The 19197-nt window shown below is 61.2% G+C and carries 19 protein-coding genes; 6 read left to right on the forward strand and 13 right to left on the reverse strand.

The genetic code is table 11. The features are described 5' to 3' along the window. Window positions 1-4 precede the first annotated feature (4 nt). Complete coding sequence (locus tag BM413_RS05365; RefSeq protein ID WP_091911197.1) at window positions 5-1006, reverse strand: 2-hydroxyacid dehydrogenase; 1002 nt, start codon at window positions 1004-1006, stop codon at window positions 5-7. A 167-nt stretch (window positions 1007-1173) separates the two neighbouring features. Between BM413_RS05365 and BM413_RS05370 the strand changes: the two genes are divergently transcribed. After that, window positions 1174-1737, forward strand: a complete 564-nt coding sequence (locus tag BM413_RS05370) for an SH3 domain-containing protein (RefSeq protein ID WP_091911712.1) — start codon at window positions 1174-1176, stop codon at window positions 1735-1737. A gap of 3 nt (window positions 1738-1740) precedes the next feature. Here BM413_RS05370 and BM413_RS05375 read toward each other — a convergent pair whose 3' ends face one another. Together BM413_RS05375 and irrA are read right to left on the reverse strand one after the other, a co-directional pair. Then, window positions 1741-2118, reverse strand: coding sequence for a DUF4260 domain-containing protein (locus BM413_RS05375; RefSeq protein WP_348272886.1), 378 nt, complete (start codon window positions 2116-2118; stop codon window positions 1741-1743). A gap of 7 nt (window positions 2119-2125) precedes the next feature. Further along, window positions 2126-2554: an iron response transcriptional regulator IrrA gene (gene irrA / locus BM413_RS05380; RefSeq protein ID WP_091911198.1), complete on the reverse strand. Its 429-nt coding sequence runs from the start codon at window positions 2552-2554 to the stop codon at window positions 2126-2128. 238 nt (window positions 2555-2792) lie between these two features. Between irrA and fabA the strand changes: the two genes are divergently transcribed. The 4 genes from fabA (at window position 2793) to BM413_RS05400 (ending at window position 7014) form a co-directional block, all read left to right on the forward strand. After that, window positions 2793-3308, forward strand: a complete 516-nt coding sequence (gene fabA / locus BM413_RS05385) for a 3-hydroxyacyl-[acyl-carrier-protein] dehydratase FabA (protein WP_091911200.1) — start codon at window positions 2793-2795, stop codon at window positions 3306-3308. A gap of 30 nt (window positions 3309-3338) precedes the next feature. Beyond that, window positions 3339-4562 carry a beta-ketoacyl-ACP synthase I gene (fabB, locus tag BM413_RS05390; protein ID WP_091911202.1) on the forward strand — a complete coding sequence of 408 codons (1224 nt, stop codon included), beginning with the start codon at window positions 3339-3341 and terminating at the stop codon, window positions 4560-4562. A gap of 13 nt (window positions 4563-4575) precedes the next feature. After that, a complete protein-coding gene (gene fabI, locus BM413_RS05395) occupies window positions 4576-5388 on the forward strand; it encodes an enoyl-ACP reductase FabI (protein ID WP_091911203.1) in 813 nt (270 codons plus the stop codon). 90 nt (window positions 5389-5478) lie between these two features. Beyond that, window positions 5479-7014: a putative bifunctional diguanylate cyclase/phosphodiesterase gene (locus tag BM413_RS05400; protein ID WP_091911205.1), complete on the forward strand. Its 1536-nt coding sequence runs from the start codon at window positions 5479-5481 to the stop codon at window positions 7012-7014. A gap of 22 nt (window positions 7015-7036) precedes the next feature. Here BM413_RS05400 and BM413_RS05405 read toward each other — a convergent pair whose 3' ends face one another. The 10 genes from BM413_RS05405 to rimP form a co-directional block, all read right to left on the reverse strand. Beyond that, window positions 7037-8056: a class I SAM-dependent methyltransferase gene (locus tag BM413_RS05405; protein WP_091911208.1), complete on the reverse strand. Its 1020-nt coding sequence runs from the start codon at window positions 8054-8056 to the stop codon at window positions 7037-7039. A gap of 93 nt (window positions 8057-8149) precedes the next feature. Next, complete coding sequence (pnp, locus tag BM413_RS05410; RefSeq protein WP_091911210.1) at window positions 8150-10297, reverse strand: polyribonucleotide nucleotidyltransferase; 2148 nt, start codon at window positions 10295-10297, stop codon at window positions 8150-8152. A 323-nt stretch (window positions 10298-10620) separates the two neighbouring features. Continuing rightward, window positions 10621-10890 (reverse strand): 30S ribosomal protein S15, encoded by a 270-nt coding sequence (rpsO, locus tag BM413_RS05415; RefSeq protein WP_091911211.1) that lies wholly within the window; start codon window positions 10888-10890, stop codon window positions 10621-10623. Window positions 10891-11053: 163 nt separating this feature from the next. Continuing rightward, a complete protein-coding gene (truB, locus tag BM413_RS05420) occupies window positions 11054-12001 on the reverse strand; it encodes a tRNA pseudouridine(55) synthase TruB (protein ID WP_091911213.1) in 948 nt (315 codons plus the stop codon). Further along, window positions 12001-12408 carry a 30S ribosome-binding factor RbfA gene (gene rbfA, locus BM413_RS05425; RefSeq protein ID WP_091911214.1) on the reverse strand — a complete coding sequence of 136 codons (408 nt, stop codon included), beginning with the start codon at window positions 12406-12408 and terminating at the stop codon, window positions 12001-12003. The genes truB and rbfA overlap by 1 nt, the downstream gene beginning before the upstream one ends. A gap of 8 nt (window positions 12409-12416) precedes the next feature. Further along, a complete protein-coding gene (locus BM413_RS05430; RefSeq protein ID WP_091911216.1) occupies window positions 12417-13055 on the reverse strand; it encodes a YcxB family protein in 639 nt (212 codons plus the stop codon). A gap of 88 nt (window positions 13056-13143) precedes the next feature. Then, the gene (infB, locus tag BM413_RS05435) at window positions 13144-15762 is read right to left on the reverse strand and encodes a translation initiation factor IF-2 (RefSeq protein WP_091911218.1); all 2619 of its coding nucleotides are present in this window, start codon (window positions 15760-15762) and stop codon (window positions 13144-13146) included. Beyond that, window positions 15759-16409, reverse strand: a complete 651-nt coding sequence (locus BM413_RS05440; RefSeq protein ID WP_091911220.1) for an RNA-binding protein — start codon at window positions 16407-16409, stop codon at window positions 15759-15761. Before BM413_RS05440 ends, infB begins: the two co-directional genes overlap by 4 nt. Before the next feature lie 38 nt (window positions 16410-16447). Continuing rightward, window positions 16448-18040: a transcription termination factor NusA gene (gene nusA, locus BM413_RS05445; protein ID WP_091911716.1), complete on the reverse strand. Its 1593-nt coding sequence runs from the start codon at window positions 18038-18040 to the stop codon at window positions 16448-16450. 42 nt (window positions 18041-18082) lie between these two features. Beyond that, on the reverse strand, window positions 18083-18712 hold the full coding sequence (gene rimP / locus BM413_RS05450) for a ribosome maturation factor RimP (protein WP_091911222.1): 630 nt from the start codon (window positions 18710-18712) through the stop codon (window positions 18083-18085). A gap of 290 nt (window positions 18713-19002) precedes the next feature. Between rimP and BM413_RS33005 the strand changes: the two genes are divergently transcribed. Continuing rightward, a complete protein-coding gene (locus BM413_RS33005; RefSeq protein WP_162931527.1) occupies window positions 19003-19167 on the forward strand; it encodes a hypothetical protein in 165 nt (54 codons plus the stop codon). Window positions 19168-19197: the final 30 nt, after the last annotated feature.

Below are 19197 nucleotides of genomic sequence, written 5' to 3' on the forward strand. Positions count from 1 at the left end.
CGTATCAGACCCGGTTCGGCAGTACCCGGTCCGGCGGGCGATGGCCGTCGATGAAGGTGCGGATGTTGATGATGACCTTCTCGCCCATGTCGATGCGGCCTTCTATCGTCGCTGAGCCCATATGGGGCAGGATGACGACCTTGCCCTTGGCGGCGAGCTTGACCAGCTTGGGATTGACCGCCGGCTCATGCTCGAAGACGTCGAGGCCGGCGCCGGCAAGTTTCCCATCCTGCAGCAGCTTGACCAAAGCGTCCTCGTCGATCAGGTCGCCGCGCGCCGTATTGACCAGATAGGCCGAGGGCTGCAGCAGAGCGAGGCGGCGCGCCGACAGAAGATGGAAGGTCGCCGGCGTCGAGGGGCAATTGACCGAAATGATGTCCATGCGGGCAAGCATCTGGTCGAGGCTTTCCCAATAGGTCGCTTCCAGCTCGTCCTCGACGCTTTTCAGCACGCGGTTGCGGTTGTGATAGTGAATCGACAGGCCGAAGGCCTTGGCGCGGCGCGCTACCGCTGTGCCTATACGGCCCATGCCGACGATGCCGAGGCGCTTGCCCCAGATACGGCGGCCGAGCATCCAGGTCGGCGACCAGCCGGCCCATTTCGTCCCGTTCTCAAGCACATTGGCGCCTTCAGCCAAACGCCGCGGCACCGCCAGCATCAGCGCCATCGTCATGTCGGCGGTGTCTTCGGTCAGCACATTGGGCGTGTTGGTGACGGTGATTCCTTTTTTCGCCGCAGCCGCCACATCGATCTTGTCTACCCCGTTGCCGAAATTGGCGATCAGCTTGAGCTTTTCGCCGGCCTGCTCGATGAGTGCAGCGTCAATGCGGTCGGTCACCGTCGGCACCAGCACGTCCGCCTCTTTCACCGCCGCGACCAGCTCCGGTTGGCTCATCGGGCGGTCTTCGAGGTTCAGCCGCGCGTCGAAAAGCTCGCGCATGCGGGTTTCCACCTGATCCGGAAGCTTGCGCGTGATCACCACGAGGGGCTTCTTTTTAGCGGCCATTGTTTCCTCGAATCCGGATCCTGTTGAGACCTCTTTAACCAAGACGAGCGAAACTGAAAACCAGTCTTGGCGAGACTGACTGTGTATCAAGCAGTGTCGTCGAAGACAAAGAAAAAGGGCGCGGCCGCCAATGAGTGAGGTGCCGCAGAGCTTGCAAAGGAATGGCAGTGTTTGGGTTCGTGTCGCTTCGTATGTCGTTTGGTGCAGCCGTGCTCGGCCTCGCCCTCGTCTCGACGGGGGCCTTGATAACGGCTGGCCAGGCCGCAGCACCCGGCCAGGAGATCACCAGGGGGCCGAGCGGCCTGCCTTTGCCGCGCTTCGTCAGCCTAAAGTCGGGCAAGGTCAATTCGCGCATAGGCCCCGGCCTGAATTATGGCGTGGACTGGCTCTATATGAAGCCCGGCCTGCCGATGGAGATCATTCAGGAATACGACACATGGCGCCGGGTGCGCGATGCCGAGGGCTCGGAAGGCTGGATCAACCAGTCGCTGCTGTCCGGCCGGCGCACGGCGATAGCCGCACCATGGCAGCGCGGCAAGGATGCCAGGATCTCACTCATGGCCAAGCCGGACAACGAGGCGCGAGCGGTTGCCATCATCGAGCCGGGCGTGGTCGGAACGATCAAGTCCTGCAATGGCGATTGGTGCGAAATGACCTTCGACGGTCATACCGGCTGGATCAACCAGACGCAGGTCTGGGGCGCCTATCCCGGCGAGCAGGTCAAGGATTAGAGGTCAGGATTTATCGTGGCCAATGCGGCCAAGATGCGTGTCCTGAAAACCGGTCGCGAGCTTCAGCCCATAACCGAGCGCCCTGTCTATGGCGATATGGGCGATCCAGATGAACGCGATCTGCGTGACCAGGGCATGGCCGGCGGATAGGCCGATCGCCAGCATCACCAGCGGCCAGACCAGGACATGCAGCATGTTGTAGGCGAAGGCGCCGAAGCGCGGCCCTGCCAGATAACCCAGCATCGCAAGATCAGGCGCCAGAATCAGCAGCACAAAGAGCGGCCAAGAGCCGCCGGCAAAGGCATAGGCCGCTATCGCTCCAACAGCGACGGCAATCCATTCCGCTCTTACTATGAGATCAACGGGCCGCAACGAGCCCATGCGCGGGTCAGCCGCCCCGCTTGGGACGAAGGCGCACGACGATATCGACGTTGGCGATTTCCATGCCTTCGGGCGGTTCGGGCAGGTTTAGCACCTTCACCGGACCAGATGCGATGTCGAAGACCTTGTTCTCGCCTTCGATGAAGAAGTGATGATGGTCCGAGGTGTTGGTGTCGAAATAGGTCTTTGCACCTTCGACAGCCAGAATGCGGAGCAGGCCAGCCTCGGTGAACTGATGAAGAGCATTGTAGACGGTCGCCAGCGACACCGGCACGCCGGCTGCAACGGCTTCTTCGTGCAGTTCCTCAGCGGAGAGATGACGGTCGCCCTTGGCGAAAAGCAGATTGGCGAGCGCGACACGCTGCCGCGTCGGGCGCAGACCCGCCTCGCGTACACGTTCGTCGACTGCAATCTTGTTCGGGACGGTCAAATCCATCAATCCGCCAAATCCAATTCATCTCATCTTGAAATTCACCACACGATTTTCGCGTGATAAAAGCCATACGTTCCTTGACATATATTCTGTCGGGGCAAACCGATCAATAGGCGCACATTGACCCAGGGAGACCGGCAGGCTAATCGCAAACGGCGGTTTCCGAGCGGAAACAGACTGTGTTAGTGAACTAGGACAAGCGGAGCGGAAGCTCCCGGAAGTCATACGGGGACGAGATTTCATGGCGGTTGCAAAATCCAGCTACGAATATGAGGAACTGCTCGCCTGCGCTCGCGGCGAACTGTTCGGGCCAGGAAACGCGCAGCTGCCGGCCCCGCCGATGCTGATGTTCGATCGGATCACCGAAATTTCCGAAACGGGCGGCGAGTTCGACAAGGGCTTCGTGCGCGCCGAACTCGATATCAAGCCGGACCTGTGGTTCTTCCCCTGCCACTTCATCGGCAATCCCGTCATGCCCGGTTGCCTCGGCCTCGATGCCATGTGGCAGTTGACCGGGTTCTTCCTCGGCTGGCTCGGCGAGCCAGGCAAGGGCATGGCGCTGTCCACCGGCGAGGTCAAGTTCAAGGGCATGGTGACGCCGAAGGTCAAAAAGGTCGAATACGGCATCGATTTCAAGCGTGTCATGCGCGGCCGGCTGGTGCTCGGCACGGCCGATGGCTGGCTAAAGGCCGACGGCGAGACTATCTACAGGGCAACGGACCTGCGGGTCGGTCTCGCCAAGCAGGAAGCAGCCTGACCGCGGGCACGCAGTCACGAAGGAGTACTTATGAGACGCGTCGTTGTCACGGGCCTTGGAATCGTATCGTCCATCGGAAACAATGCCGAGGAGGTCCAGGCCTCGCTGCATGATGCCAAATCCGGCATCAGTTTCTCCGATTCTTTCGCCGAACACGGCTTCCGCTGTCAGGTCTGGGGCGCGCCAACGCTCGACACCACCGAGCTCGTCGACCGTCGTGCCGCGCGTTTCCTGTCGCAGGGCGGCATGTGGAATCATGTGGCCATGAAGCAGGCGATTGCCGACAGCGGCCTTGAAGAGACCGACATATCCGGCAACCCACGCACCGGCATCATCATGGGCTCCGGCGGACCTTCGACGAAAACCATCGTGGAAGCATCGGAAATTACGCTGAAGAACAGCAGCCCGAAGCGCATCGGACCCTTCGCCGTGCCAAAGGCCATGTCCTCGACCGCCTCGGCGACGCTCGCAACCTGGTTCAAGATTCACGGCGTCAACTATTCGATCTCGTCGGCCTGCTCGACGTCGGCGCATTGCATCGGCAACGCTGCCGAGATGATCCAGTGGGGCAAGCAGGACGTCATGTTCGCCGGTGGCCATGAAGATCTGGACTGGACCATGTCGAACCTGTTCGACGCGATGGGCGCAATGTCTTCCAAGTTCAACGACCGCGCATCCGTTGCCTCGCGCGCCTATGACGTGAACCGCGACGGTTTCGTCATTGCCGGCGGTGCCGGTGTGCTGGTTCTGGAAGAACTGGAGCGCGCAAAGGCGCGCGGCGCCAAGATCTACTGCGAACTGGTCGGCTACGGTGCCACGTCCGACGGCTACGACATGGTCGCCCCGTCCGGCGAAGGCGCGATACGCTGCATGAAGCAGGCGCTGGCGACGGTTTCTGCTCCGGTCGACTATATCAACACGCACGGCACATCGACGCCGGTCGGCGATTCCAAGGAGATGGGTGCCATCCGCGAGACGTTCGGCGATAAAATCCCGAACATCACCTCGACCAAGTCTCTTACCGGCCACTCGCTGGGGGCTGCCGGCGTGCAGGAATCGATCTATTCGATCCTGATGATGCAGGGCGGCTTCATCGGCGAGAGCGCTCATATCGAAGAACTCGACCCGGAATTCGAAGGCATGCCGATCGTGCGCAAGCGCATCGACAACGCCAAGATCGACACGGTGCTGTCGAACTCGTTCGGCTTCGGCGGCACAAACGCCACGCTCGTTTTCCAGCGTCACAACGGCTAAGGATATTCTTCCGATGGAAGGTTTGATGAAGGGCAAGCGCGGCCTCGTCATGGGCGTCGCCAACGATCACTCTATTGCCTGGGGTATAGCCAAGCAGCTCTCCGCCCATGGCGCGGAGATGGCATTCACCTATCAGGGCGAGGCTTTCGGCCGCCGCGTGAAGCCGCTGGCCGAAAAGGTCAACGCTTCTCTGGTGCTGCCCTGCGATGTCGAGGACAGCGCATCCATCGCGTCGGTTTTCGAGACGCTGGGCAATGAATGGGGCGGCATCGACTTCATCGTGCACGCCATCGGTTTTTCCGACAAGAACGAGCTGAAAGGCCTCTACGCCAACACGACGCGCGAAAACTTCGTCCGCACCATGGTGATCTCCTGCTATTCGTTCACCGAGGTTGCGCGCCATGCCGCCGGCCTGATGAAGGAAGGCGGCTCGATGATCACGCTGACCTACGCCGGCTCGACCCGCGTCATGCCGAACTACAACGTCATGGGCGTCGCCAAGGCCGGCTTGGAGGCCAGCGTGCGCTATCTCGCCGACGATTACGGGCCGCGCGGCATTCGCGTGAATGCGATTTCGGCCGGACCTGTGCGCACGCTCGCCGGCGCAGGCATTGCCGATGCGCGGCACATGTTTTCCTACCAGCAACGCAATTCGCCGCTGCGCCGCACCGTCACCATCGACGAGGTCGGCGGCTCGGCGCTCTATCTCCTGTCGGACCTGTCGTCGGGCGTCACCGGCGAAATCCACTATGTCGATTCCGGCTACCACATCGTCTCGATGCCGACCCTTGAGGAACTGAAGCAGTCGGACGGCGGCAGCGAATAATTCCGGTTTCCTGTAAAATTAAACAGTTTAAGCGAAACCGATTTTAAGGGGATGTGTGCGAAAAGGCCCTGTAACTTAGGGACTTAGTGCATGCCAGCGGCCACAGATCCGAACCGCAGCCCGGTTTTCCGGCTCATTACCATTGCCGCCTCCGGCATGGGCAGCTTCATGCTGGGGATCTGGGGCCTGAAATTCGGCTTCGGTGACGGCCTCGCCGGCATGAATGCCGAAATGGTCATGGCCATCATCGCAGCACTCTGTGCACTGGCTGCCGCCGGATCGGCGATGTCCTTCTATGCCGGCGTCGATGAATCGGCCAGCTATGTCTACAATGAGACGCAATTCGACAAACTGACCGGCCTGCACGCCCGCACCGCCATGATGAGCAGGATCGGCGAAGCGGCGTCTTCCACGGTGAAGAGCGGAAAGCCGGTCTTCCTTATCGATATCGACATCGATCGCTTCAAGCAGATCAACGATTCGATCGGCTACAGCCAGGGTGACGAGCTTATCAAGCGCTTCACCGAGCGCTTGAAGACCAATCTTCCGCGCGGCGTGGTGATCGGCAGGATCGGTGCCGGCGAATTCGCCATCCTCTACCCGGACCGTCCCGGCGTGATGTCGGTGGAAAAGCTGGTCGAGATGATGATCGATCGGCTGATGGAGCCCTATCACCTGAAAACGCATCTCCAGTCGATCAATCTCTCGGTTGGCATCGTTGCCCTGCCGAAAGACGGGCTGGACCCAGCGGTCATCCTGCGCCGGTCAAACCTTGCCCTTCAGCATTCGCGCGCCAGCGGCATCGGCAGCTGGTCGGTGTTCCACCCGGATATGGGCCTCGTGGCAGACCATCGCCAATGGGTCGAGGCCGAACTCCAGATCGCGTTCGACCGCGGCGATTTCGATCTCCACTACCAGCCGCAACTCGACCTTCCGACCGGGCGTATCGTCGGCTACGAAGCGCTCATCCGCTGGAAGCATCCCGAGCGTGGGATGATCCCGCCGATGGAATTCATCCCCATCGCAGAAGAGACGGGCATGATCGTGCCCATAGGCGAATGGGTTCTGCGCAGGGCCTGCAGCGACGCGCGGCATCTTCCAGATGATTGCTTCGTCGCGGTGAATATCTCGCCGGTCCAGTTCATGACCAAGGATTTCGTCGGCACCGTCCAGTCCGTGATGGAAAGCACGGGGATCAAGCCGCAGCGGCTTGAGCTGGAGGTCACCGAAACGGCGATGATGCAGGATCGCGACCGCGCCGGCGTCATCCTCAAGCAGCTTTCCGAGATGGGCATCTCGGTTGCCGTCGATGATTTCGGCACCGGCTATTCCAATCTCAGCTACCTGATGGATTTCCCCTTCGACAAGCTGAAGATCGATCGTTCCTTCGTCAGCCGCATCGACACGGAAAACAGCTCGGGCGCGGTCGTTTCGACGATCGTAGGACTGTCCCGCGCTCTGGGCGTGCGCACCATCGCCGAAGGCGTGGAAACCGAAAGCCAGGCAACCCTTCTGCGGGCTGCCGGCTGCGAGGTGGTTCAGGGCTATCTGTTCGGACGCCCGGCACCGCTGAAGATCGTCGGCGGCGGCAAGCTCGGCGTCGTCAGCGAGCGGCACGTCGCATAAGGCGGTATCCGCCTGCCAATCTTCAACGGCGTGCGCCAAGCACCTTGAACATGCCCGTGCGACAAATTTCTTCCTGCATCGAGAAAGCTTCCGACAGCGTCTTTTCATAAGGAAGCTGCCGATTGGCGACCATCAGCAATCGTCCGCCGGGCTTCAGCGCAGCCGCAGCAGCGCGGATCATGCCCTGCCCGATATCCGGCTCGGCGGTCCGGCGCTGATGAAAGGGCGGGTTCATGACGATCAGGTCGTAACGATGGGCCACCTGCTCGGCAGAGAGGTCGTGCCAGAAGAAACGCGGTGTAAGCCCTTCTCTGCTCGCGACATTGCGCCTGGCTGCCTCCAGTGAGGCAGAATCTGCCTCGTAAAGGTCGAGCGTCGATATCTTGGGGTAGCGAGCTGCGAGTTCGGCCGCGATGTAACCCCAACCGGCGCAGAAATCGGCAACGGCGCCTGTGATCTTTTTGGGCAGGTTCTCGACCAACAGCCTCGAGCCCACATCGATCTCGCCTGCCGAAAACATGCCGGGGGCGGTGTGGAAGCGCCCGTCCACGATCGTTTCGCCATTGCCTGCGCGCAGCAACTCGACTGCCTGCGCCACATCCGCAGGCCGGCGGAACCAGAATGCCACGCCATGGTGCTTTGGAGCATGTCCGTCGATGGAAACGATCTCGTCCAGCCGCTTGCGCAGGCTGGCGATACCGTCGTCCTTGCTGCCGGCAACCACGATCAGCCCATCAACGTGAACGCGCTCAAGGGCGTCAGCAACCAGCAACTCGTTCGCACCGCGATGACGGCCGCAGAGCACCAGCGCCGCATCGAAGTTTTCGCCTTCCGCACGCGGCGAAACGGTGTAGCCGCCAGCTTCCAGACCCCGAACATAGGGGCGAAATCCCTGCACCATCGACAGATCGGCGTCAAGGTCTTCGGGCCGCTGAGACCCTGGCTCGGCGCCGAGAAACAGCACCCTTTCGCCCTTGCCCGGTGCTGCGAGCAGCTCCGCCTCAAAGGGATGGAAAAGGGTCTTCAGTGCATCTCGGGACATGGCCTGCCTTGATATCGTGAGCGGGGCGTCAACGGCAAAAGAAAACGGGCGCGACCTTGCGGCGCGCCCGTCTCGTTTGAATTATCGCGTCGATCAGGCGGCGTTTTCTTCGCCGTCAGCCTTCTTGTCACGCGCGATTTCCTTGCCGGTTTCCTGGTCGACGACCTTCATCGACAGGCGAACCTTGCCGCGCTCGTCAAAGCCCATGAGCTTGACGAAGACCTTCTGGCCTTCCTTGACGACGTCCGACGTCTTGGCGACGCGGTCGTTGGCAAGCTGCGAGATGTGAACCAGGCCATCCTTGGGGCCGAAGAAGTTCACGAAAGCGCCGAAATCGGCGGTCTTGACGACCGTGCCTTCGTAGATCTCGCCGACTTCCGGCTCGGCTACGATGGTGTGGATCCACTTCTTGGCCGCCTCGATCTCCTTGGCGTTCGACGAAGCGATCTTCACCGTGCCGTCGTCCTCGATGTTGATCTTGGCGCCGGTCTTTTCCACGATCTCGCGGATGACCTTGCCGCCGGAGCCGATGACGTCACGGATCTTGTCGGTCGGGATGTGCATGACCTCGATACGCGGCGCGAACTCGCCGAGTTCCGAACGGCCCTCGGTGATGGCCTTGGACATCTCGCCCAGGATGTGCAGGCGGCCGTCCTTGGCCTGGCCGAGAGCGACCTTCATGATCTCTTCGGTGATGCCGTCGATCTTGATGTCCATCTGCAGTGCGGTGATGCCGCCCTGCGTGCCGGCCACCTTGAAATCCATGTCGCCGAGGTGATCCTCGTCGCCAAGAATGTCGGAGAGAACGGCGAAGCGCTCGCCTTCCTTGATCAGGCCCATGGCAATGCCGGCAACCGGCTTGGCCAGCGGAACGCCGGCATCCATGAGCGCCAGCGAAGTGCCGCAGACGGTCGCCATCGAGGACGAACCGTTGGACTCGGTGATTTCCGAGACGACGCGCAGCGTGTAGGGGAACTGCTCGGCAGCCGGCAGCATCGGGCGAATGGCGCGCCAGGCGAGCTTGCCGTGGCCGATTTCGCGGCGGCCGGGCGAACCCATGCGGCCGGTTTCACCGACGGAATAGGGCGGGAAGTTGTAATGGAGAAGGAACTTCTCCTTGTACATGCCCGTCAGCGAGTCGACATACTGCTCGTCTTCGCCGGTACCCAGCGTGGCAACCACGATCGCCTGGGTCTCGCCGCGGGTGAACAGCGACGAACCATGGGTACGCGGCAGCACGCCGACTTCCGACACGATCTGGCGAACGGTCGAGAGGTCACGGCCGTCGATGCGCGAACCGGTGTCGAGGATGTTCCAGCGCACGATCTTGGCCTGGAGTTCCTTGAACACCGTTGCGACCTGCTCGGAGGAATACTTCGCTTCCTCGCCCTCGGCCGGAGCGAACGCAGCCTTGACCTTGGCCTTGGCGGCGTCGACAGCGGCGTAACGGGCCTGCTTGTCGATGATCTTGTAAGCTTCGCGCAGATCGCCTTCGACGATCTTCAGCATCTCGGCTTCGAGATCGGCATAGCTCGGCGAGGTGAAATCGCGGGGGTCCTTGGCGGCAACTTCAGCGAGCTTGATGATCGCGTCGATGACCGGCTGGAAGCCCTTGTGGCCGAACATGACGGCGCCGAGCATGATGTCTTCGGACAGTTCCTTGGCTTCGGACTCGACCATCAGAACGGCGTCGCCGGTGCCGGCAACGACGAGGTCGAGCAGCGATTCAGGCATCTCGTCGACATGCGGGTTGAGCTTGTATTCGCCGTTGATGTAGCCGACGCGCGCGCCGCCGATCGGGCCCATGAAGGGCACGCCCGAGAGCGTCAAGGCAGCGGAGGTGGCGACGATCGACAGGATGTCCGGATCGTTCTCGAGATCGTGCTGGACGACGGTGACGACAACCTGGGTGTCGTTCTTGTAGCCGTCAGCGAAAAGCGGGCGGATCGGGCGGTCGATGAGGCGGGAAACCAGGGTTTCCTTCTCGCTCGGACGGCCTTCACGCTTGAAATAGCCGCCCGGGATCTTGCCGGCGGCATAGGTCTTTTCCTGGTAGTTGACGGTCAGCGGGAAGAAGTCGAAGCCCGGCTTCGGCTCTTTCGCGGAGACGACGGTGGCCAGCACCATGGTCTCGCCGTAGGTGGCGAGCACTGCGCCGTCAGCCTGACGGGCGATCTTGCCGGTTTCGAGGATGAGCGGGCGTCCTGCCCACTCGATTTCCACTCTGTGTTGTTTGAACATGTCTTGTCCTTCAAATGCGGAAAGGCGGCGCAATGCATGCGCGCAGCGTTTCCTGGCTTGTTTCAGACGAGCCACGGGCAAGACAACGGGAGGTCTGGATTAACGGCGTTCGACAACGCCCCAGGCATCCTGCAATCCTGCCCCATGACTGGTCCCATGGGTGGTCTCGGCGCTGCCCTCTGCTGCAGCCGAAACCCTGCTTTGGCATCTGATCTGCCGGACAGGCGCAAGGCCCTCGGCATCTGGATGCATGGACCTGCAGTGGGCAGGCCCGAATAAGAAGACCGGCGAACTTTCAGGACGAAAATCCGCCGGTCAGGAGTTTAGCGACGCAGGCCGAGCTTCTCGATCAGCGTCTGGTAGCGGGCCTCATCCTTGCCCTTGAGATAATCAAGGAGGCTGCGGCGCTGCGAAACCAGGGCCAGAAGACCACGGCGGGAATGGTTATCCTTCTTGTGGTCCTTGAAGTGCTCGGTCAGGTTCTTGATCCGCTCCGAGAGGATCGCTACCTGGACTTCCGGCGAACCGGTGTCACCCTTGGCGGTAGCGAATTCGGAAAGCAATTCGGTCTTGCGTTCAGCAGTAATCGACATCGTGTTTTTCCTTTCAATTTGAGGAAACGGGACGCCCACGGCCGGGATGTCGTCCAGCAGGGGCCGGTGTACATGGCGCAATCTTGCGCGATGCTGCGGCGCATATAGTGCAAAAAGCCGATAAAGGCCATAGCGAATCGAAAACCGGCAAAAAGTCGGTCTTTTAACCCGCAAACACCCGCTTCGGCTTGAACATACCAGCTTCGATCGCGCCGATCGCCACCAGTTTGCCACGTGCGGTGGCACAGGCTTCCTCGGCTTCCACGGGCGCATCGCGGCCGCGAATGATGACCGGGTTGCCTAGCCTTATCTTGGCCGCCGCATCGTCGGTGATCGCCACTTGCGGCAGGCATTCGAGTGCAGCGCCGGTGTCAACGATATAGGCGTCGATCGCAGCGTAGCTCAGTACCACCTCTTCCCCTTCCCGCGCCTGCGGGACCGCGGCTTCCAGCTGTTCCAGCGTGACCAGATCCTCGGCTGTAAAAGGATCGACTTCGGTGCGCCGAAGCGTTGCTATATGGCCGAAGCATTCGAGATCGCGGCCCATGTCGCGGGCCAGCGAGCGCACATAGGTTCCCTTGCCGCATTCGATTTCGAAGACCGAATTGCCTTCCTGCGTGGTTTCGATCAGTTCCAGCCGTCCGATTTCGATTTCCCGGGCAGGAATGTCAACCGTCTCGCCTTCGCGCGCCAGATCATAGGCGCGCTCGCCGGCGATCTTGATCGCCGAGAACTGTGGCGGTGTCTGCATGATCACGCCGGTGTATTTCGGCAGCAGTGCCAGGATTTCAGCTTCGGACGGGCGCTTTTCGGAGGTCTTCGTCACCGGGCCTTCGAGATCGTCGGTCGAGCGCTCCTCGCCCCAGGCAACCGTGAAACGGTAGACCTTGGCGCCGTCCTGAACGTAAGGCACCGTCTTGGTCGCCTCGCCGAGCGCGATCGGCAGCATGCCGGAGGCCAGCGGGTCGAGCGTGCCGGCATGACCGGCTTTTTCCGCCTGGAACAGCCATTTGATCTTGGAGACCGCTTCGGTCGAGCCCATGCCGATCGGCTTGTCGAACACCAGCCAGCCGGAAATCGGCCGGCCCTTCTTCTTGCCCCTGCGCCCCACTATTCCTGCTCCTTGTCGTCGTCGGCTTCCAGATCCCGCACGACCACCGGCGATTTCAGAAGTTCATTGATCTTGGCGAAATTGTCGTAGCTCGTATCGAGCCGGAACCGGAATTCCGGCATGTATTTCATCTGCCGCAGGGCCGACGAGACACGTCCGCGAATGAAGCGCGCATGCTTGTTGAGCGTTTCGATCACCGCCGCGTCGTCGCGCGCGCCAAGCGGCGAAACGAAGGCCGTCGCGATCTTCAAATCCGGCGACATGCGCACTTCCGAGATCGATATCACCGTCGTCTCGATGACGGGGTCCAGTATCTCGCCACGCTGCAGCGTCTCGGACAGTGCATGGCGCACCTGTTCGCCGACGCGAAGCTGGCGCTGGGAGGGGCCGCTGGTTTGTTTGCTCATATCGTCTCTCAATCCGGAAGGTTGACTCGGCCATTCGCACCGAGGCGAGCCAGAACAGGTGGTGATGCTATCGGGCGACCGGACCATTTCAGCACGCTGTCGCGAAAGGTCCGCCGCTCTTCGTCCGAGATGAATATCCGGGCCGGCCAAGGATGGGCAAATGTCTTGGAAAGCCAGAAATAGAAGGTTCCCGCTTCCTCCTCGAGAGCATAGAGCGAGTTCCACGGACAACTCACCGTCTGACCCACGACCGTATAGCTGATCCCGTTCTCATCGACCGTCGCCTCGATCGGCTTGCCGAGCACGCCCATCTTCGTTAGCCGCCGGCGGTAGATACCCCGCAGCAAGCGGCGCATCGGCTGTAAAAGCAGGATCGTCAGCAACACACCTGCAATCACGCTTGCGACGACATAAATGGCGAATATGACGACGTCGCCAGCGCGCCATTTGTCGAAATTCAGGAACAGAGCACCGAACAGTACAATCAAAGCCATCGCGCCGACGGTCGGCCATAACGGCAGAAGTTGGCGCGTCGTGTACTGGATATCAAGATGATCATCCAGCTCCAACTCGAACGTCTTGTGAAAGCCGGATTGCGCAGCCGCGGGCCAGATTTTCGGAACGGAGGTACGGGACGGCCCGGACATACTATAAACCTAGCCGTTGCGGGGTGGGACCGCATCACGGTTGCAGCAAAGAGAGCGGCCGAAGCCGCCCTCCAGTTTCCATCAGCCTTTACAGCGTCCGGGTCACCATCTCGACGCGGAAGCACTCGATGACGTCGCCCTGGCGCATGTCTTCGTAGTTCTGGAAGGCCATGCCGCATTCCTGGCCGACCGGAACCTCGGATACTTCGTCCTTGAAACGCTTCAGCGTCTTCAGCGTGCCTTCGTGGATGACGACATCGTCGCGGATCAGGCGTACGCCGGCACCGCGCTCGACCTTGCCTTCCGTGACACGGCAACCGGCGACCTTGCCGGTCTTCGTGATGTTGAAGACTTCCAGGATTTCCGCATTGCCGATGAAGGTTTCGCGGCGTTCCGGCGACAGCAGACCCGACATGGCCGCCTTAACGTCATCCACGAGATTGTAGATGATGTTGTAGTAGCGGATGTCGATGCCGGCCTGCTCGGCCGCCTGACGGGCCTGAGGGTTTGCACGCACGTTGAAGCCGATCATGGCAGCACCGGACGTCTCGGCGAGCGACACGTCGCTTTCCGTGATGCCACCGGCGCCTGCATGAACGATGCGGGCACGGACTTCGTCGGTGCCCAGCTTGTCGAGTGCTGCGATGATCGCCTCGACGGAACCCTGCACGTCGGCCTTGATGACCAGCGGGAACTCCTTGAGACCACTCGACTGCAGCTGCGACATCATATGTTCGAGCGAGCCGCGCTGGCCGACATGGCGGGCAGCCGCCTTGTCGCGTGCAAGACGCTGGCGGTACTCGGTGATCTCGCGCGCCTTGGCTTCGTTGGTCACGACGGCAAAGCGGTCACCTGCCTGCGGCGTACCCTGGAGACCCAGGATTTCAACCGGAGTAGCCGGCAGCGCTTCCTTGACGTGCTCGCCATGATCGTCGACGAGGGCGCGCACACGGCCCCACTCGTTGCCGGCCACGACGATGTCGCCGACCAGCAGCGTACCGGTCTGCACCAGAACGGTAGCCACCGAACCACGGCCCTTGTCGAGCTTGGCTTCTATGACGACACCTTCCGCGGTACGGTTCGCGTTGGCCTTGAGGTCGAGCAGTTCGGCCTGCAGCAGGATCGCTTCGAGCAGCTTGTCGAGATTGGTGCCCTTGGTCGCCGAAACCTCGACGTCCAGAACTTCACCGCCCATCGATTCCACGAAAACCTCGTGCTGCAGAAGCTGCGTGCGCACCTTCTGCGGATCGGCTGACGGCTTGTCGATCTTGTTGATCGCCACGATGATCGGAACACCGGCCGCTTTGGCGTGGCTGATGGACTCGATGGTCTGCGGCATCACGCTGTCGTCGGCAGCGACCACCAGGATGGCAATGTCGGTGGCCTGCGCACCGCGGGCACGCATTGCCGTGAAGGCGGCGTGGCCGGGCGTGTCGATGAAGGTGATCTTCTGACCGTTCTTCTCGACCTGATAGGCGCCGATATGCTGGGTGATGCCGCCGGCTTCGCCGGAAACGACATTGGCATTGCGGATCGCATCGAGAAGCGAGGTCTTGCCGTGGTCGACGTGACCCATGATGGTGACGACCGGCGAACGCGACTCCATGTCCTCGGGACGGTCGGCAACGTCGAACAGGCCTTCTTCAATGTCGGATTCAGCGACGCGGCGAACCGTGTGGCCAAATTCGGCAGCGATGAGTTCGGCCGTATCAGCGTCGATCACGTCGCCCGGCTTCAGGATCTGGCCCTGCTTCATGAAGTACTTGACCACATCCACGGCGCGCTCGGACATACGCTGAGCGAGTTCCTGAATGGTGATGGTTTCAGGCAGCACCACTTCGCGCACAATTTTCTCGCGCGGTTCCTGATGCATGGCGCGCTTGAACTTTTCCTGACGGCGGCGCATCGACGACAGCGAACGACCGCGGCTGTCTTCGTCTGAAGTAGCGCTGCTGAGCGTCAGCTTGCCGCGACGGCGATCTTCCTCGCCCTTGGTCTTTGCCGGGCGGGCGACTTCAGGCGTTACGATCCGCTTGATCGGAACGGCGCTGCGCGGGGAAGCCACGCTCTTGCTCTTGGCTTCCGGTTCATCAGCTACCAGGTCGGCGTGCTGAGGCGCACGGCGGCGTGCTTCTTCCTCGGCGCGACGGCGGGCTTCGGCCTCCGTCTGGAGACGAGCCTCTTCCTCGGCCTGACGGCGAGCCGATTCATCGCGCTCACGGCGGCGACGCTCTTCTTCTTCCTGACGGCGCTTGGTTTCTTCCAGGGCGCGCTGGCGATCTTCGATCTCGCGGGCCTTGGAGCCCTCGAGCGCACGGCGGCGCGCTTCCATCTCGCTGCTCGACAGCTCGTTCAGAACCATGCCGGAACGCTCAGCCACAACCGGAGCGGGCGCAGGCGCGGGAGCGGGTGCCGGCGCAGGTGCGGCAACGGGCTTCGGCGCTTCCTGCACCACCGGTGCTGCTACTGCGACGGGCGCAGGCGCGGGCGCCGGCTTCGGCGTGAACACCGAGGCAACGGTCGGCTCCGGCTTGTCGCCAGGCATCGAGAATTTGCGCTTCTTGGTTTCGACGACGACGGCCTTGGTGCGCCCGTGCGAGAAGTTCTGCCGCACGGTGCCCTGCTCCACGCCTGGGCGCTTCAGCGTCAAGGTCTTCTTCGTGTTGACGCTCAACGTGTTGTCGTCACCCGATTTCGTATCGCTCATTCCATATCCTCTGCGGCTTCATCTTCGTCAGCAATTGCCGCAAACATTGCCCGGTCATCCGGGGATCCGCCCCGGTATCGGTCAAGCGCAACCATGCGCTTCAGCACCGCTTTTCCCGCGTCTTCCGCAAGAACGGCAGCATGTATCACATTTGTGCCCCCTAATGCCAAACTCAAATCGGCTTCCGAGAAAAGTTTGTAGGCATAGATTTCGGGGCCGCCGGCATAGGCGGTGGCGCGGCGTGCCTGGGTAATCTTGCGAAGGCCGTCTTCCGATGCTTCCACTGCGTGAAGAACGAGAAGCGCCTTGCCGCTGCGCACCGCACTTTCGACCTTTGTCGCGCCGAGTGCAATGGCACCAGCCTTGCGGGCCAGTCCGAGGACACCGAGGACAGATTTTGCCAGAAGCATATCCACCATCGCGCCAAGATCAGGCGAAACGGTGACTTCCTTCTTGAAGGCGCGGGCAAAGCTGTTCTTTGCCGCAGCCTTGTCCACATGTAGGCGGTCGCCGGTCACCCAGCAACCGCGCCCTGGAAGATTTCTTTTCAGATCGGGAACGACAGCAGAGTCCGGCCCGACAACGAAACGGATCAGTTCATCCGGCTCGGCGGTCTTGCGCGTGACGATGCAGGTGCGATCGTTCATCTCGTCGTGGGTCAGGTCCCGTGCGATGCGTGTTCACCTCACGCACCAGCGGCTTCGGCAGTCGCTTCCTCAGCAACTGCTTCGTCCTCTGTGATCCAACCGGCCTTCAGGCGTGCAGCCAGGACCATCTGTTCAGCGTCGGTGCGCGAAATGGCGTAAGTGGCGAGAACGCCCGGGAAGAACTTGGTCTCGCCGTCCTTGCGTTCCTTCCAGCCGACGAGATCGTCGACCGCGTAACCGGCAAAGTCCTCGATCGTCTTCACGCCATCCTCGCCGAGCGTCACCAGCATTGCGGTGGTGATGCCCGGGATTTCGCGCAGTTCGTCCTCGACGCCCAGAGCGCGACGCTTGTCGTCGTGCTCGGCTTCGATCTTCTCGAGATATTCGCGCGCGCGGGTCTGGATCTCGCTGGCGGTATCCTCGTCAAAGCCGTCAATCGAGGAAATCTCGTCGGCATCGACATAGGCCACTTCCTCGACGCTGGTGAAGCCTTCGGAGGCCAGCACCTGGCCGACCATCTCGTCGACATCCAGCGCTTCCATGAAGAGGTTCGAGCGCTCGACAAATTCCTTCTGGCGACGCTCGGATTCTTCCTGCTCGGTCAGGATGTCGATATCCCAGCCGGTGAGCTGCGAAGCAAGGCGAACGTTCTGGCCGCGGCGGCCGATGGCCAGCGAAAGCTGGTCGTCGGGCACAACGACTTCGATGCGCTCTGCGTCCTCATCGAGAACAACCTTGGCGACTTCAGCCGGCTGCAAGGCGTTGACGATGAAGGAAGCGGCCGAAGGCGACCACGGAATGATGTCGATCTTCTCACCCTGCAATTCGCCGACAACGGCCTGGACGCGCGAACCGCGCATACCAACGCAGGCGCCGACCGGATCGATCGATGAGTCACGCGAAATGACGGCGATCTTGGCGCGGGAACCCGGATCGCGGGCCACCGACTTGATCTCGATGATGCCGTCATAGATTTCCGGCACTTCCATGGTGAAGAGCTTGGCCATGAATTGCGGGTGCGTACGCGACAGGAAAATCTGCGGGCCGCGCTGCTCGCGGCGCACGTCGTAGACATAGGCGCGGACGCGGTCGCCATACTTATAGTTTTCGCGGGGGATCAGCTCGTCGCGGCGGATGATCGCTTCGCCACGGCCGAGATCGACGATGACGTTGCCATATTCAACGCGCTTGACCGTGCCGTTGACGATCTCGCCGATGCGATCCTTGTATTCGTCGAACTGACGATCACGCTCGGCCTCGCGCACCTTCTGTACGATGACCTGCTTGGCCGACTGCGCGGCGATACGGCCGAAATCCATCGGCGGGAGCTGCTCGGCAATGAAATCGCCGACCTGTGCGTCGGGATTGCGCTCGCGCGCCGAGGAGAGCGCGATCTGAGTCGCGTAGTCATCGACCTTTTCCACGACTTCCATCAGACGCTGCAGCTTCATCTCGCCGGTGTTCGGGTTGATGTCGGCGCGGATGTTGGTTTCCTGGCCGTAGCGCGAGCGCGCGGCCTTCTGGATCGCGTCGGCCATGGCGGCGATCACGATTGATTTGTCGATCGACTTTTCACGCGCAACCGCATCGGCGATCTGCAGCAGCTCAAGCCTGTTCGCACTGACTACCATCTTCGTCTCCCTGAACAATGCCGGCGTCGACCGGCTGCTCAATCACTCTTCTGTTTCGATCTCGTCTTCCGCGTCGTCTTCATCTTCGCCGCGGTTTTTCTTGGCTTCCTTGCGGGCCCTGTTGTCCTTGCTCAGTGCATCCCGGATCAGGTCGTCTGTCAGGATCAGGCGGGCGTCGGCAATCGTTTCGAACGGTATGCGCACGCTGGGCTCGTCGCCGTAAGCAGGCTGGTCGCGCTCTATAAGAACGCTTTCGTCGTCGGCCTCTGCGATCTTGCCGCGAAAACGCTTGCGGTCTGCGACCAGGATCGACGTTTCCATCTTCACGAGATGACCGACCCAGGCGGAGAAATCCGACTTGCGCACCAGCGGGCGATCGATGCCCGGCGATGACACTTCCAGATGATAGGCCTTATCGATCGGATCGTCGACATCAAGCGCGGGAGAAACCGCGCGGCTGACCTCTTCGCAGTCCTCGACTGTCATGGTGCCGTCTTCGCGTTCAGCCATGATCTGCAGCGTCAGGCCGTTCTGGCCCGAGAGGCGCACACGCACGAGCCGAAAGCCGATTGCACGCAATACCGGTGCAATGATCGATGCCACACGCGCATCGACACCGCTTTCGCGGATGATGCGATCGTCGCCTGCTATGCTGGATATCTCTTCCGTCATTCCCTGTCCGAGGCTGGGCCAGGTAACAAAAAAGAGCGGGACCGGGTGGACCCACTCTTCGTCATACCGACCAAGAATTTGAATGGGATATAGCCCATTGGCCAGCCGGTTTCAAGTCCACGACGGAATGCTCAGCCGCACATCCTGTCGGACTACTGATTTTCCAAGGATGCGCGGCACGCATGGCTCGCATGCAGGAAACCATCTGTCAGAAATATCAATGAGTTCCTATATATGCTGCATCGCAACAGAAAATTTGTTGCGATGCACAACTCGAAAGGAAGCTTTCAATGACCAAGCGAAGCACAATTTCGGTGATGAGCGATCTGTTCAGCGTATTCGGTAGCGCCGTGGCCGTGTCCCGTGCCGTCGATAACCGCAGGATGCCGAGCGAACATCACCTCCGCAATCTCGGCATCAACCCCGAGTCCTTCAAGAACATCCGGCACTTCTAAAGCCGGAAGTTGATGATGAGACGAGGATCT

The sequence above is a fragment of the Mesorhizobium sp. YR577 genome (assembly GCF_900116595.1).
In the GTDB taxonomy this organism is placed as follows: Bacteria; Pseudomonadota; Alphaproteobacteria; order Rhizobiales; family Rhizobiaceae; genus Mesorhizobium_M.

Coding starts and splice junctions, on each gene's coding strand:
- fabB (WP_091911202.1), top strand. CDS start 3,339: ATGAGACGCGTCGTTGTCACGGGCCTTGGAATCGTATCGTCCATCGGA.
- nusA (WP_091911716.1), bottom strand. CDS start 18,040: ATGGTAGTCAGTGCGAACAGGCTTGAGCTGCTGCAGATCGCCGATGCG.
- BM413_RS33005 (WP_162931527.1), top strand. CDS start 19,003: ATGACCAAGCGAAGCACAATTTCGGTGATGAGCGATCTGTTCAGCGTA.
- BM413_RS05405 (WP_091911208.1), bottom strand. CDS start 8,056: ATGTCCCGAGATGCACTGAAGACCCTTTTCCATCCCTTTGAGGCGGAG.
- BM413_RS05440 (WP_091911220.1), bottom strand. CDS start 16,409: ATGAACGATCGCACCTGCATCGTCACGCGCAAGACCGCCGAGCCGGAT.
- BM413_RS05400 (WP_091911205.1), top strand. CDS start 5,479: ATGCCAGCGGCCACAGATCCGAACCGCAGCCCGGTTTTCCGGCTCATT.
- pnp (WP_091911210.1), bottom strand. CDS start 10,297: ATGTTCAAACAACACAGAGTGGAAATCGAGTGGGCAGGACGCCCGCTC.
- infB (WP_091911218.1), bottom strand. CDS start 15,762: ATGAGCGATACGAAATCGGGTGACGACAACACGTTGAGCGTCAACACG.
- BM413_RS05430 (WP_091911216.1), bottom strand. CDS start 13,055: ATGTCCGGGCCGTCCCGTACCTCCGTTCCGAAAATCTGGCCCGCGGCT.
- rimP (WP_091911222.1), bottom strand. CDS start 18,712: ATGACGGAAGAGATATCCAGCATAGCAGGCGACGATCGCATCATCCGC.
- fabI (WP_091911203.1), top strand. CDS start 4,576: ATGGAAGGTTTGATGAAGGGCAAGCGCGGCCTCGTCATGGGCGTCGCC.
- irrA (WP_091911198.1), bottom strand. CDS start 2,554: ATGGATTTGACCGTCCCGAACAAGATTGCAGTCGACGAACGTGTACGC.
- rbfA (WP_091911214.1), bottom strand. CDS start 12,408: ATGAGCAAACAAACCAGCGGCCCCTCCCAGCGCCAGCTTCGCGTCGGC.
- fabA (WP_091911200.1), top strand. CDS start 2,793: ATGGCGGTTGCAAAATCCAGCTACGAATATGAGGAACTGCTCGCCTGC.
- rpsO (WP_091911211.1), bottom strand. CDS start 10,890: ATGTCGATTACTGCTGAACGCAAGACCGAATTGCTTTCCGAATTCGCT.
- BM413_RS05375 (WP_348272886.1), bottom strand. CDS start 2,118: ATGGGCTCGTTGCGGCCCGTTGATCTCATAGTAAGAGCGGAATGGATT.
- BM413_RS05365 (WP_091911197.1), bottom strand. CDS start 1,006: ATGGCCGCTAAAAAGAAGCCCCTCGTGGTGATCACGCGCAAGCTTCCG.